We start from the raw sequence: 15611 nt of genomic DNA on the forward strand, positions 1-15611 counted from the left end.
GCGCCTTTTTAATTTCCCCACTTTATTTCATATTCGAGACTTTATGCCCCAAACATCTAATGGCGTATCTGATGATACTGCAGTTATGCAAAAGCCTGCCCTTGGCCTTGTTGAATTTGTTGCGTTGATGGCGACCATGACATCGCTGGTGGCACTCAGTATAGATGCTATGTTGCCCGCGCTTATTCAAATTGGTGAAGCTCTAAATGTAGAGGAGGCCCACCAAACCCATTTGATTGTAACCGTGTTCTTTTTAGGAATGGCGTTTGGGCAAATGTTCTTTGGTCCGTTTTCAGACAGCCGTGGTCGTCGTTTAACTATTCTTGTGGGGCTGTGTATTTTTGCTCTTGGTACCTTTGTGTGCATGCTGGCTACCAACCTAGAGACCATGCTGGTGGGGCGGGTTATTCAAGCGTTTGGAGTTTCTGGTCCTCGCATAGCCTCCATGGCCATTATTCGTGATTTATACGTGGGTGATGCCATGGCAAAAGTCATGTCGTTCATCATGATGGTGTTTATATTGGTGCCCATGTTGGCCCCCATTATCGGACAAACGGTGATGGAATTGACGTCATGGTTTCATATTTTCACTATGTTCCTCATAGTGGCTACTATGGCTGGAATCTGGTTTTTCTCTCGCCAGGGAGAAACCTTGCCTCGGGCGAAGCGCAGAAAATTCTCGCGCGCACATTTTTTTAAATCCTCAAAATTTATCCTGACCCACCCCGAAGTGATGGGTTACACCTTTGCGATGGGCTGTATTTTTGGGGCGTTTTTGGCATATTTAAGCGCGTCACAAACCATCTTTACTGTGTTTTACAATGTAGGTGAATGGTTTCCCTATATCTTCGCTACCCTTGCCTTTTCTATCGGTCTTGCCTCTTACTTTAACGGGAAAATGGTAATGCGCTTCGGCATGCGCAAGCTCTGCCGATTTGCGCTTAAAGGAGTAAATTGTTTTGCGGTGGTGTATTTGGCACTGTTATTTGCTTACGATGGTCTGCCGCCATTAATTCCGACTGTGGCCGTTATGTTTGTTGGCTTTTTCTTCGTGGGCATACTGTTTGGTAACTTAAACGCTATGGCAATGCAGCCTCTTGGCGATATGGCAGGCTTAGGTGCTGCAATTATTGGCTGCTTTTCAAGCTTATTTTCAGTGCCCGTTGCGCTTATTGTCGATAGTTTTTTAAATGGGAACTTGATGCCAATAGGTTGGGGTTTTCTTATCTTTTTTGCACTGGCTTATGTGTCAGTTCGCTTCGCTGAACGCGTTCGGGAAGTGGTTGTTTCTTAACTAGGTAAGCATTTGTCAGTAACCGCTTCGGGTTAGAAGCAGCTCGGTGTAAAGAGAGATGTGACTTACTGAATTGCAGGCATAAAAAAGCCCGACCAAAATGGTCGGGCAAGAGGGCTTAGTTAAGCACCTAACGACAGAAACTGTCTTAACCTATGATAGCTTTCATGTCAGTCATGTAGCCACGTAAGGTCTTACCTACTGATTCCACACCGTGTGAGCGGATGGCTTCGTTAATTTCAACAAGGCGTTTGTTCTCTACTTGATTAGAAGTAGCTGCTAAACCCTTACCGATAACGCTGGTATCAATGGTAGGCATAAATTTCTCACGCAAAATCGGAATTGCTGCGTTGGCAAACAAATAGTTTCCGTATTCTGCTGTGTCGGAAATAACCACGTTCATTTCATACAAACGCTTACGTGCGATTGTGTTAGAAATTAGCGGTGTTTCATGCAGTGATTCGTAGTACGCAGACTCAGGCAGAATTCCAGCTTCAACCATTACGTCGAACGCCACTTCAACACCACACTTGATCATGGCAACTAATAAGATGCCGTGGTCAAAGAATTCTTGTTCGCTGATTTCGCCTTCGTAAGCTGGTGCGTTTTCAAACGCGGTCTCACCGGTTTCTTCACGCCACTTAAGTAGGTTCGCATCGCCGTTGGCCCAGTCTTCCATCATGGTGCGAGAGAACTCACCGCTGATGATGTCGTCTTGGTGCTTTTCAAATAGCGGACGAAGTAAATCAGTTAACTGCTCAGAAAGCTCAAACGCTTTCACTTTCGCAGGGTTTGAAAGACGGTCCATCATGTTAGTCACACCGCCAATCTTAAGTGCTTCAGTAATAGCTTCTAGGCCGTACTGAATAAGTGCACCTGCGTAACCTGGGTCAATACCGTCATCAACCATTTTTTCAAACGCAAGTACTGCTGCAACTTGTTGCATACCACATAAAATGGTTTGCTCGCCCATAAGGTCAGATTTAACTTCAGCCACAAATGATGACTCAAGTACACCTGCGCGGTCACCGCCCGTTGCACTTGCAAGTGCTTTGGCTTGATCCCAACCTTTACCTTCAGGGTCGTTTTCTGGGTGTACAGCAATAAGTGTTGGTACACCAAAGCCACGCTTATATTCTTCACGTACTTCAGAACCCGGGCTTTTCGGCGCACACATAATGACTGTGATATCGCTACGAATCTGCTGGCCTTCTTCAACAATGTTGAAACCGTGAGAGTAACCTAATGTCGCACCTTCTTTCATAAGCGGCATAACGGCTTCTACAACGCTAGCGTGCTGCTTATCAGGTGTTAGGTTGTAAACCACATCTGCTTCTGGAATAAGTTGTTGGTATGTACCAACAGTAAATCCGTTACTTGAAGCGCGTTTGTAAGAGTCGCGTTGCTCATCAATGGCCGCTTGACGCAGCGCATAAGAGACATCTAACCCTGAGTCACGCATATTCAGGCCTTGGTTAAGACCTTGCGCGCCGCAGCCTACAATGACAATTTTCTTGCCTTTTAAGAACTGACAACCGTCAGCGAATTCATCGCGTGCCATGAAACGGCAGCGGCCAAGCTGATCTAACTGCTGGCGAAGTGACAGGGTGTTGAAATAATTAGCCATAAAAATTTCCGAACAACATTCATTTTTGTCAATATCAAACACCGACCTTGGCGTTGACAGACCTCGTCTATGACGACTTGGTGTTGAGACTAAAAGATTTCTTTTGTTTTGGAAAATGATATATTTGCAAGATAATATTGCAAAAAGTGAAATGTATATGGATTTTCGTAGTCTACAGCTCTTTAATCACCTAGCTACCAGCCTACATTTTGGCATTACCGCCGAGGCCATGTATGTGTCGCCTTCTACGTTAAGCCGGGTTATTCAACGCCTTGAGGACGAGCTAGGCTGCACGTTGTTTAAACGTGATAACCGCAAAGTGGCGCTAACTCACAGTGGGCACAAGCTGCTGTCTTTTTCAAAGCAAGCGCTGGCAGATTGGCAGCAATTAAAAATAGATTTAAAAGAGGACAACGACGCACTACAGGGGGAGCTCAGCGTATTTTGCTCTGTTACCGCCAGTCAAAGTCATTTGCCTGCAATGCTAAGACAATTTAGACAGCAGCACCCTGGAGTTGATATACGACTAATAACCGGTGACCCTGCCCTTGCCATCGAAAAAGTGAAAGGGAAACAGTGTGATTTATCTATTGCAATCTACACCCCTGATATGCCGACAGATTTACATTTCACCGCGCTTGATAATGTGCCTTTGGTACTTATTGCCCCAAAGGAGTGGCGGCTTACTCAACTAAGCCAGTTGGACTGGACCAAACATCAGGTGATCATGCCTGAAACCGGCCCAACCCGCCGTACCGCCTATCATTGGTTTGCCGAACACGGTATTCGCCCTAACGTATATGCCTATGTAGGGGGAAACGAAGCCATTGTAAGTATGGTGGCACTTGAATGTGGTGTGGGTTTTGTGCCTAAAGTGGTACTAGATCACTCCAGTATGGCCAATGCGGTAACCCAAATACCTGTTGAAGATATCGAGCCTTACGCACTTGGTTTGTGCTGTCTTCAAGACAAGCAAAACGAACCGCTTGTTAACGCCTTTATGCAGCTTAATTTGCAAACGCGTGGGTAAGTTTAAGGCATAGCTGGTGCTCAGCTAGCGCTTAACTGTTTAATAAGGTTATCGAGAGCGCGATAGCCTAATGCTTCAGCAATGTGTGCCCGCGATACGGCGTTTTCCTCTTCAATATCAGCAATAGTTCTTGCTACTTTTAATGTGCGATGAAACACACGCATAGACAAATTAAGCTGTTTAGCAGCGGCTTGTAAAAACTGTAAATCAGCGTCATCAAGTAAGCATATATCGGCAAGCTCACCCGCGTGCAGTGCACCATTTGGTTTGCCTTGCCGAAGCTCTTGTTTGTGACGAGCTGCAATGACTCGCTCTCGCGTTGCGTGTAACGAGTCGTTAGGGCTATTGGCACGCTCTGGCAGGTCGTAGTCAGGTAGCCGAGGCACTTCGACTTGGATATCAATTCTATCAAGCAGTGGGCCCGATAATCGGTTCAAGTAGTTGAGCTGTTGCTGCGGGGTTAGTCGGTTATCATCAATATCACCCGTCGGGCTTGGGTTCATCGCCGCAACTAGTTGAAAGTTGGCGGGGTATGTTGCGCTTCCTGAAGCACGAGATAAATGCACATCGCCGGTTTCTAGCGGTTCGCGTAAAACATCCAGTGCTTTTCGCCCAAATTCAGGGAGTTCGTCTAGAAACAAAATGCCATTATGAGCCAGCGATATTTCACCCGGTACAGGGTTTGAGCCGCCGCCAGTAAGTGCCACCGCAGAGCTAGTATGGTGGGGCGAACGCAAGTGGCGGGTTAAAAACCGCTCTGCATGCAGCTTTTCGCCTTTCACCGAATAGATGGCAGCAACTTCCAGCGCTTCTTCTTCGCTCATATCGGGTAATAGCGACAGCATTCGGCTAGCGAGTAAACTTTTGCCTGTGCCCGGAGGGCCAACCATCAAAAGATTATGTGCACCACTTGCAGCGATGATCAGGGCTCGTTTGGCTTGCTCTTGGCCGATAATATCGTCCCAACCAGTTGAAGAGCTGCGTGATGAATGAGAAGTGAAAGGTTGGCCTTTAGCAAGTTTTTTGTTGCCGGTAAGGTGTTCATAAACAGACAGTAAATCGAAAGCGGGATAGCGCGTTGCGTGAGAAACCAATGCAGCCTCTACGTCATTATCACCCGGGTATACGAGCGCAATATCTTCGTTTGCTGCTGCCATGACTACAGGAATCAGCCCGTTCACCGGCTTTATTTCACCGTTTAATGCAAGCTCCCCTACAAAGGCAATATTCAGCAAGCTAATGTCTGATATGTAGCCCGACGCAGCTAAAATGCCTACAGCGATGGGAAGGTCGAACCGCCCGCCAAACTTGGGAATATCTGCCGGCGCTAAATTGACGGTTATTCGTTTTGCGGGAAACTCAAAACCACTGTTTATCAGGGCGCTACGTACTCTTTCTCGCGCTTCTTTAACGCTGGTTTCTGCCATGCCGACCAGTTGAAAAGCAGGTAAACCATTAGCTAGGTGAATCTCTACACTTACCTCTGGCGCAGACACGCCCTGCCCTGCAAAGGTTTTAACAACAGCCATTCCCATATTGTGAACACCCCCTCTTGCTAGTCGCTTATTGTTCGCCTTAATGAAACCTTAAAGCATTGGCGCGGCCAAATAGCCGACGCACTAGGCTTAAACTCTAGTAAGAGTGAAGTGGAGATGTAACTGTACTAACGGTGGGAATTACGGATAGCGCACGAAAAGCTTGGCCTGTGGCAGCCCTCCCCATAAAACAGGTGCTTGGCGTTAATGATGGTCGTTATAGAATACAGGCAGCTGCCAATGCCAGCGCATGGCACCAAGCCTAAACAATACGGTTGTGACAAGGGCCGCAATACCACACCACTGTGTAGCGAGTTCCATTTGCATGCCTATTCCATAAACCACGCCCCCTGCAATACAGGTCATGGCATACAGTTCTCCGTTGAGTACCAGAGGTACCTCTCGGCAAATAACGTCCCGTAACAAGCCGCCAAATACACCAGTAATGGTGCCCATGGCAACCGCCACTGCCATGCCTGTGTCGTTGGTTAGGGCTTTCTCTATGCCAACCACGTTAAATAGCGCCAGTCCAAAAGCATCGGCGATTAATAAATAGTGAAACGGGAAGCGTGGACTTACTCGTAGCCAAATAATGGGAATAAAAGCGGCAATGAGCGTGGTATATAAGTAATCGGTATCAGCGATCCAAAACACGGGGACATCTAACATCACATCGCGAAGTGTTCCTCCGCCAATAGCGGTAGCACTGGCGAGGACCACCACGCCAAATCCATCCATGCGTTTTTGATAAGCCATAAGGGTGCCGGAAATTGCACATACAGCAACGCCTGCTAGGTTTAACCAGTGAAACCAATCGAACATGCTTTTTACCCTTTTACTACTAGTAAGAACTCGCTATTTCTGCCGCAAAAAACTTGATCACGCTGTGTGTTTCATGCTATTTCTTTGCGCAATACCAATTCGCGGTCTGCCGCGCATTGCGTGGAGGGGTAAAGCCATAACCCCGAACGAACAACATTTCATTTTTGTAATGCCAGAGGAATACGGCATTATAAGTCAAAGATATCATATAAAACAAAGCGCTACTGGTCTGTAAGCAGTTAGGCTTTGTCGCCCTTCGCTTGAACGACCTAAGATGATTTAATACATCATCAGTATGACATGCAATTTTGAGTAAAACAGCGCGTATTGGAAAACTAGCCAAAACATTACTGGTTTACCACTGTTTTTTAGTTTCACAAAAAGGTCTAGCGCCTAAACCTAGAACCTTAAATTAACGGGAAGGATTTATGCCCAAGTTACGTTCTGCAACTACCACGCAAGGTAGAAATATGGCCGGCGCTCGTGCGCTATGGCGTGCAACAGGAATGAAAGATTCTGATTTCGGCAAGCCTATTATAGCTATTGCTAACTCATTTACGCAGTTTGTACCTGGGCACGTTCACCTTAAAGACCTTGGACAGCTAGTAGCGCGCAGCGTTGAAGAAGCGGGTGGTGTGGCGAAAGAATTCAACACTATCGCAGTGGATGACGGTATCGCCATGGGTCATAGCGGCATGCTGTACAGCCTTCCATCTCGAGAAATTATTGCTGATGCAGTGGAATACATGGTGAACGCACATTGCGCCGATGCCATCGTTTGTATTTCTAACTGCGACAAAATTACCCCGGGAATGCTAATGGCGTCTATGCGCTTGAACGTGCCCGTTATTTTCGTATCTGGCGGTCCAATGGAGGCGGGTAAAACCAAGCTTTCAGACCAGCTTATTAAACTAGACTTGGTTGACGCCATGGTCGCGGCAGCAGACGACAAGGTTAGCGATGCTGATACTGATGAAATTGAGCGCTCTGCCTGCCCTACCTGCGGCTCATGTTCAGGGATGTTCACTGCGAACTCCATGAACTGTCTAACCGAAGCGTTAGGTTTATCCTTGCCGGGCAACGGCTCTATGCTGGCTACCCACGCCGACCGTGAAGGCTTGTTTAAGCAGGCCGGAAAGCAGATTGTTGAGCTTTGTAAGCGTTACTACGGCGATGATGATGAAAGCGTATTGCCACGCAATATCGCCAACTTTAAAGCTTTCGAAAACGCCATGAGCCTAGACATTGCTATGGGCGGCTCAACCAATACCATTCTGCATTTGCTAGCAGCAGCAATGGAAGGTGAAGTGCCTTTCACTATGGATGATATCGACCGCTTGTCTCGCAAAGTGCCTCACCTTTGTAAAGTGGCGCCTTCTACGCCGAAATACCACATGGAAGACGTACACCGAGCGGGTGGCGTTTTGGGTATTTTGAACGAGCTAAATAAGGCTGGCTTGCTGAACACCGATGTTAATCATGTTTTAGGAAAACCGCTTACCGACGTTATCAGCGAGTGGGACATCACTAACCCTGAAAACGAAGACGCTATTACCTTTTATCGCGCGGGTCCTGCGGGTATTCGCACGACAAAAGCATTTAGCCAAGATTGTCGCTGGGACGAAGCTGATGACGACCGCGAAAACGGCTGCATTCGCTCTATCGAGCATGCGTTCAGTCAAGAAGGTGGCCTAGCCGTGCTTTATGGCAACTTAGCAGAAGATGGCTGTATTGTAAAAACCGCTGGCGTAGATGAGTCTATTCTTAAATTCAACGGAACTGCGAGAATCTACGAAAGCCAAGACGACGCGGTAGCAGGTATCTTGGGCGATGAAGTAAAAGCCGGCGACGTGGTATTTATTCGCTACGAAGGTCCTCGCGGCGGGCCGGGTATGCAAGAAATGTTGTATCCAACGTCGTACTTGAAATCTAAAGGATTGGGTAAACACTGCGCCTTAGTAACAGACGGGCGTTTTAGCGGCGGCACTAGTGGCTTGTCTATTGGACACTGCTCCCCCGAAGCTGCCAGTGGCGGAGGCATTGGCCTAGTGGAAGATGGGGATAAAATTGAAATAGATATCCCTAACCGAAGCATCAACATTGCTATTAGCGATGAAGAACTAGCAGAGCGTCGCGCGAAAATGGAAGCCAGTGATAAGCCTTGGAAGCCGAAAGATCGCGTTCGTGAAGTCTCCACATCACTTAAAACCTTTGCGGCGTTAGCAACCAGTGCCGACAAAGGTGCAGTGCGTGATGTGACTAAGCTGGAAAATCTATAATGGCAGCCGAACACGTTAGCGATCATGAATACTTAAAGAAAATCCTACTTGCCCCTGTTTACGATGTAGCAGTGGCAAGTGAACTTTCCTATATGTCTTTGCTTTCAGCCGAGCTTGGCAATGAAATTTTTCTGAAACGGGAAGATCAGCAGCCGGTAAAAAGCTTTAAGCTGCGCGGTGCCTATAACCGTATTTGTTCACTAAGCGACGAGCAATTGCAAGCTGGCGTAATTGGCGCCTCGGCGGGTAATCATGCACAAGGCTTAGCGTACAGCGCAAAAATGAAGGGCATTCAGGCGACCATTGTCATGCCTGAAACCACGCCTGATATCAAGGTAGATGCAGTACGCCGCTTCGGTGGTGATAACGTGAATGTGGTATTGCATGGCACCAGCTTTGACCAAGCGAGTAACCACGCTAAAGCATTGTGCGAAACCCATGGCTATACCTTTGTTCCGCCTTTTGACGATCCCGATGTCATCGCGGGGCAAGGCACAGTTGCGCGAGAACTGCTAGAGCAAAACCCCAATCTTGATATTTTGTTTATAGCTGTTGGCGGCGGTGGTTTAGCCGCGGGTATTGCGGTGTACCTAAAGCAATTAAAGCCAAGTATAAAAATTGTAGCAGTAGAGTCAGAAGAGTCGGCCTGTTTTATTAAAGCAAAAGCGCAAGGCGCGCCAACAGAGCTTGAAAGCGTCGGCATTTTTGCCGATGGGGTAGCTGTTAAAGTAATGGGGCAAGAGACCTTCCGCCTGTGTAATCGTTTAGTCGACGAAACCATTACCGTTACCAATGATGAAATCTGCGGGGCTATAAAAGATATCTTCGATGACACCCGTGTTATTGCTGAGCCTGCGGGCGCATTGTCGGTGGCGGCAATTCGTAAATACGCAAAGCAACATGACCTAAAAGGTAAAAAGCTGGGCGGTATTCTGTGTGGTGCAAACATTAACTTTCACACCCTGCGCTACGTGTCTGAACGCTGTGAGTTAGGCGAGCAGAAAGAAGCCGTCTTTGCGGTTAAAATTCCCGAAACCAAAGGTGCGTTTAAACAGTTTTGCGAGTGCGTTGGGGCAAAAGCAATAACCGAATTTAATTATCGCTATGCTAGTGAGAGCGAAGCACATATTTTTGTTGGTGTTAAGCTCAAAGGCGGGCAGCAAGAGTTTGCTGCACTGCAAAGCGACCTTGAAAGCAAGGGGTATGACTGCGTTAACTTAACGGATAATGAGTTAGCCAAACTCCATGTTCGTCACATGGTTGGTGGTAGGCCGCCGACAATACTTAACGAGCAAGTATTTAGCTTTGAGTTTCCGGAGCGCCCGGGTGCGTTATTGAATTTCTTAAATACGTTGGGTGAACAGTGGAACATTACGCTATTTCACTATCGTAACCACGGCGCAGCAGAAGGTTTGGTACTGGCTGGCTTTGATATCGCCCCAGAAAGTCGAGATGACTTTAACCAGCATGTTGCCGAGTTAGGTTATAAGGTTGAAGAAGTAACGGATAATCCTGCATATCGCTTTTTCCTGTCGCAACCAGCGTAAAGTCTTATTGGTATGCCGAAAAGGCTTTGATAACAATACATATACGAACAATGGCTCGTTTTTAACCGTTTTCGCTTTGTACTGCTTCACGTTAAGCGCAAGTTTACCGAGGAGCGATACAAAGCGGCACTATTTTGACCTTATTGGCTTCGCATTTGTAGAGCGTTGCGTATCTGCATCAAAAGAGGCCATTGACTAGGTAGGCGCACAATAAAAAACCCATGCTAATGCATGGGTTTTTGCTAAGACTAATGCAAAGCTGCTGCCTGCGACAATATCGCTAATTTGCAGAGTTGAGGGCAACATTTTCCAAATGCTGAATCATTTCAGGCCATATTAAGTCCATAACATCAGCGCGCAACGCCTCACACTCTTCCGAGTATTTTAGGCTACCATCTTTTTCAGAATCTAACCAATGGTTATCTTTTAGAGCACTGATAAAGCTAGACAGTACGTTCTTATCGTAGAATTCAGGTGAGCTAAGCCCGTAAAGCGCTGATAAACGCTCGGCGACTTGTTTACTTTCTCGTTCTAATGCACTGCGGCTAATTATTTTTTCTTTATCTAAAATAGTTAATACCACGGCATAACGCTGTAATGTTTCCTGCATACAACGGCTTAATAGCCATGATGAATGGAATTGTTTGCAGTGTGCATCTGGCGGTAAAAGCTCGCCATCTTTTTGGCGTAATAGCCCGTTGTCGAGCATCGCTGTGATCAGTGCGTCAGTGTGCGCAAGCGCTTCATCTTGGGTAAGGTGCAAGAACAGCTCTTTTTGCAGCAACGGATAAAGTGCAGCAATAAGCTGAAAAATGCTGCTCTTCGTGGTGCCTTTCTTCGCAAATATAGAGGCCATAATAAGACCAGGGATTGCGAATAAGTGCAAAATGTTGTTGCGGTAATAGGTCAGGTACACCGCGGACTTTGGCTGTGGACTGATCAAGCGCCCGTAATCATCTTCGTTGATATCAAAGCGACCTAACTTGAGCGTATCGCGCAGTAATTCTTCCGCCGACGAATCTGGAATGGTGGCATCATCGCTGAACGGCACGGCTTTAAATAAATCCATGAAATCGCCCATGGCTTGTTTAAGCTCGGCTTCGCTCATGGTTTGTCTTTTAGAAGATAATAGACATAACGAGGCTAACGCCATACCGTTTAATGCAGCTGCACGGTTAATGCGGGTCATTACGTTGTTAGCCAACTCATTAACGGCAGGGGTTAACCAAGCCGGCTTTTTCTCAGGTTCGGCGTCGCGGCAATCTCGCCAGTTTGGTACATGGCTTTCAAGAAACTGGTTAAGCGCAATAGGCTCACCAAAGTTTACATAACCGTGCCCGTAATTTTTAAGTTTACGAATGGCAGAGAACACCTGAAGGTTAGATTCTTTCTTCTTCTTAGAGCCTTTAAGCTCGTTCAAATAGCTCTTCACTTCCATCACATTTTCATAGCCAATGTAGACAGGCACTATGCTTACAGGGCGGTTAACACCTTTAAGCATGGCTTGAATAGTCATGGCTAGCATACCGGTTTTAGGCGGTATTAAGCGACCTGTTCGGCTACGACCACCTTCAGGATAGTATTTTACTGAATAGCCTTTGTTAAACAGCAGCTCTAAATACTCTCTAAATACCGCGGTGTAGAGCTTGTTGCCTGCAAAACTGCGACGTAGGAAGAATGCTCCGCCACGGCGGAATACCTTGCCCACAGGCCAGAAATTTAGATTAATACCTGCTGCAATATGCGGTGTTACCATACCTTCGTGATAAATCACGTAGGTTAATAGCAGGTAGTCCATGTGACTGCGGTGACACGGTACATAAATGATCTCATGACCATTGGCGGCGAGTTCACGAATGCGATCAGCGTGACCTACACTAATCCCGTTATAAATCTTGTTCCAAATGCGTGTGAGCAGTCTGTCACCAAAACGGATAAGTCCTTCACGGTAATCTGCAGCAATCTCAGTGATATAGCTCTGTGCAGTTTCCTTTGCTTTTTCATGCGTCACTTTTTTGCTTCGCGATTCTTCAGCAATGGCTCGACGCACTGCATCTGAACCTAACACACTGTTATTTAGTTCCTGACGCTCTAGCAAGGTGGGGCCGGTCATGCTTTGACGCTTACGCTGAAAGTGAGTACTCGCCACACGTACGAGTTTGTGAGCAATGCTTTGATCGCTGCCGTGTTGGTTAGACATGGCACGTGCAGAAACGGCTTTAGAATAGTTAATGAAGTTATCACGGCCTAAAAATAGCACGATGAACAATTTGCGAAGCCAGCTTGGAGCTGCAGCTTCCGTAATTAAATCGCTTAAACCAGGGTTCCCGCGCCCCGGGGCACGACCCCACGTGACGTAGACAGGTACGACCTGTAAATCTAGATTTTCATGGTCTCGATGTAAATGAAAAAGGTCAGTGAAAACCTCTTCAATCCCAGTATCTTCGACTGACGAGCGAAAAATAGGCTGGGTCTTACGTAAGAACAGCGTCGACGAATATTCTCGCCCTGCCAATGTGAGCGTATCTGTAGGACTAGGTAAACCTAGCGCTTTTGTCGACATTCTCAGTGCAAGTTGGTCTGTCACTGAGTTGTTGGGAAGTAGATAAACAATAGGTTTGCTTTTATCTATTCCTAGTTCGGTTTCAACGTTAACTGGAATACTGTGAGCTTTGACCAGCAACTTAACAGGATAATGAAACACCGACAGAAGGGCTTTTCGCATCCACGACATGAATTATGTAATCCTATGAAATAAAAACGGGTGAAGTGTAACACAATCGCATCACAATCTCGCGACTCGCCAATCTTATCGCTTTTCTGGCGTTACAGACTCTTTGTTGCACAGAAAGTTCACAAGAGCTTGCGTCTTTCGTATTCGGGAAGATCTGGCAAGCTTCCTAACTTCATTCTGGGAATTTGTAAGGGAGCAGCCATTCTTGCATTCCCGCGCTTCGCTAGGAAACTAGCCAGCGCCTTCTGAATGGAAAATTATCTATACAGATTGGTATTTCATTGCGATAAGTTGAGACTGTTACTACTTTTATAAAGGGCAATGAATATGAGCAAGATGTAGTGGATGATCAAAACCGCCTGAAGACAATTGATGAATTTATGCTTAACAACGAGGTGCCATTAGATCTCAACGATCTTATGGTGGTGTTAGCTGCGGCATACAAAGTGCCTATTGCGCTAATTGGCATCGTTGGTGAGTTTGAAGAGGTTTTCAAAGCGCGATATGGGACTTCACTTTCCAAGGTGAGTAGGGAACATGCATTTTGTAGTCATGTCGTGCAAGAGCGTCAACAAGTTGTTGTAAACAATGCCCAAGAAGACCCAAGATTTAAAGACAACCCTCTAGTGACGGGTGAGCCGCACATCTGCTTTTATGCAGGCACACCCATTGAAATTAATGATGAGGTTATCGGTGCTGTCTGTCTTATTGATACCGTTCCAAGAGAAATTGACAAGAAATATCTAGAAGTTCTAGATCGAATTGGCGCGCTTGTCAGTCAGCATATTTCTCTTTCAAAAGAACACGAAGCACTCAAGCGTGAGCATGGGTTAATAGAAAAGTCCCCTATTGTTCTGGCTACGTGGCGAAATACTACGTCGCTCAAACTGGTTCATATCTCAAAGAATAGCGAGCGCGTATTGGGCATATCGTCCCAAGATTTACTGAGCGGCGCAGTCGAGCTTGGCGATGTTTTGACACAAGACGCTGAGGGCGACTTTACATTCGCCATGCAGGCCCATATGGAGGGCGTGGAAACGCATACCTGTCGTCTTCAAATTGCCACGCCCACACGTACCATTTGGGTAAGTATGATCTCTACGGCTAGTTTCCGTGAAGACGGTATGTTGTATTCCGTTCAGGCATTTCTATTTGATACCAGCGACCAAAAATATGTGGAAGACAAGCTCAACAAAACAAACCAGCGTATGCGACTATTATTGGAGGCCTCTGAGTTAGGTACGTGGGATTGGAATTTGACCGCTGATGTAAACCAAGTCAACAAACGCTGGTGCGATATTGTCGGTCTTGAATATGAATACTATGACACCAGTTCGCGCTTTTTCAGACAGCTGATTCACCCTGCGGATTATGTGAAAGTAGAAAAGCAGTTACACGAACATATTGCTGGAAAGAGCAAGGTTTTCAATACTACGTTTCGCATGAGGCATACTAACGGCTCTTGGGTTTGGGTCGAAAGCTATGGAAAAACTGTAGAATCTGACATTCTGGGTAAACCCACCCGGGTTGCCGGAATTCATCGTGACATCACCCAACGAATGGAAAGCGAGCTTCACGAGAGAAAGAAAACTCAGCTCCTGCAATTTATTAATAAGACCCGAGCTTCATACCTTCAAAACAACGATTTGACCTTGGCCTGTCAAACAGTATTGCCCGAACTCATTGATATTTCGGACAGTCAGTTTGCTTTCGTAGGGCAAATGAAAAATGAAGGCGATGCATCGAGGCTGTTTATCCATGCCATTTCCGAAATCGTTTGGGACACCAGCAGCTTCACACAATATAACGAGTATAAAAAGCGCAATTTATACTTCAACAGTTTTGATAACCTCTTCGGTACCACTATTGTAACGGGAGAAATTACGATAAGTAATGCTTCTGGGAGTCATCCGAAATCTAAAGGTGTGCCCCAAGGGCATCCGCGAATTAGCCGTTTTTTAGGTTTGCCTATCAAAGTCAAAGACAGAGTCGTGGGTATGATTGGTTTGGCCAATAAGTTTGAACCCTACTCTATAGAAGATGCCAAATTTCTACAGCCTCTTTTAGATGCATTAGCCGGTCTATTCTATGCAGTAGAATTAGAAGATGCACGCGCTGTCGCTGAAGAAAAGCTGCGGCAATTAGCTATGACTGACTCATTAACGGGTTTGTATAACCGAAGAGCATTTATTAACGAGTGCATCGTGTTTTCAAAACAGCATCATAGTGCGTGTGTGGCAATTATAGATATCGACTATTTTAAACAGGTAAACGACACGTACGGTCATGACGCGGGTGACCAAGCGTTAATTACTGTTGCGCAAAAAATAGCGAAACAAAATCGTTCACCCAACGTGGTTGCGCGACTTGGCGGAGAAGAATTCGCTGTTGTGATGCTGGGCAAAAATAGAAAAGAAATTAACACGCAGCTAGAGGCGCTGCGTATAGCCGTTGAAGAAAGTGTTGTTAACTATAAAACCGATCAAATAAACCTTACCATCAGCATAGGAGCTACTTTTGTCGATAGTACCCACGGCGCAGACTTTAGCGCGCTGTTATCAACCGCTGACAGAGCCCTTTATAAAGCAAAAGAGCAAGGCCGAAATCGCGTTGTCTGGGGAGACGATTGACCGTCACTGCATGTCGATAACCGCTAGCGACTTGTGTATCAGGCAACAGAGATATTGCCAGGAAAACGAAGATAAGTTATAGAAACCGAACATTTTAATGTTATAAACAAACT

General features: G+C 46.3%; 9 protein-coding genes. 5 read left to right on the forward strand and 4 right to left on the reverse strand.

What is annotated here, in order from left to right; genetic code table 11:
* The first annotated feature begins 43 nt into the window (after positions 1-43).
* Complete coding sequence (locus RJ41_RS12610; protein WP_205622716.1) at positions 44-1294, forward strand: multidrug effflux MFS transporter; 1251 nt, start codon at positions 44-46, stop codon at positions 1292-1294.
* A 148-nt stretch (positions 1295-1442) separates the two neighbouring features.
* Here RJ41_RS12610 and ilvC read toward each other — a convergent pair whose 3' ends face one another.
* Entirely contained in the window at positions 1443-2921 is a 1479-nt protein-coding gene (gene ilvC, locus RJ41_RS12615) for a ketol-acid reductoisomerase (protein WP_039221344.1), read from the reverse strand.
* A gap of 157 nt (positions 2922-3078) precedes the next feature.
* On the opposite strand from ilvC, the gene ilvY reads away from it, so the two are divergent.
* Entirely contained in the window at positions 3079-3951 is an 873-nt protein-coding gene (gene ilvY / locus RJ41_RS12620) for an HTH-type transcriptional activator IlvY (RefSeq protein WP_039221882.1), read from the forward strand.
* Positions 3952-3971: 20 nt separating this feature from the next.
* Here the strand turns inward: ilvY and RJ41_RS12625 are convergent, their stop codons facing one another.
* Positions 3972-5486 carry a YifB family Mg chelatase-like AAA ATPase gene (locus RJ41_RS12625; RefSeq protein WP_039221346.1) on the reverse strand — a complete coding sequence of 505 codons (1515 nt, stop codon included), beginning with the start codon at positions 5484-5486 and terminating at the stop codon, positions 3972-3974.
* Between the two features lie 204 nt (positions 5487-5690).
* A complete protein-coding gene (locus RJ41_RS12630; protein WP_039221349.1) occupies positions 5691-6308 on the reverse strand; it encodes a trimeric intracellular cation channel family protein in 618 nt (205 codons plus the stop codon).
* A 428-nt stretch (positions 6309-6736) separates the two neighbouring features.
* Between RJ41_RS12630 and ilvD the strand changes: the two genes are divergently transcribed.
* A complete protein-coding gene (gene ilvD / locus RJ41_RS12635; RefSeq protein WP_039221352.1) occupies positions 6737-8587 on the forward strand; it encodes a dihydroxy-acid dehydratase in 1851 nt (616 codons plus the stop codon).
* Positions 8587-10134: a threonine ammonia-lyase, biosynthetic gene (ilvA, locus tag RJ41_RS12640; protein WP_039221353.1), complete on the forward strand. Its 1548-nt coding sequence runs from the start codon at positions 8587-8589 to the stop codon at positions 10132-10134. The genes ilvD and ilvA overlap by 1 nt, the downstream gene beginning before the upstream one ends.
* Before the next feature lie 280 nt (positions 10135-10414).
* Here the strand turns inward: ilvA and plsB are convergent, their stop codons facing one another.
* Positions 10415-12868 carry a glycerol-3-phosphate 1-O-acyltransferase PlsB gene (gene plsB / locus RJ41_RS12645; protein WP_039221355.1) on the reverse strand — a complete coding sequence of 818 codons (2454 nt, stop codon included), beginning with the start codon at positions 12866-12868 and terminating at the stop codon, positions 10415-10417.
* A gap of 341 nt (positions 12869-13209) precedes the next feature.
* Between plsB and RJ41_RS12650 the strand changes: the two genes are divergently transcribed.
* Positions 13210-15498, forward strand: a complete 2289-nt coding sequence (locus RJ41_RS12650) for a sensor domain-containing diguanylate cyclase (RefSeq protein WP_052235467.1) — start codon at positions 13210-13212, stop codon at positions 15496-15498.
* Positions 15499-15611 lie beyond the last annotated feature (113 nt).

It is taken from the genome of Alteromonas marina, from assembly GCF_000808575.1.
Classification (GTDB): Bacteria; Pseudomonadota; Gammaproteobacteria; order Enterobacterales; family Alteromonadaceae; genus Alteromonas; species Alteromonas marina_A.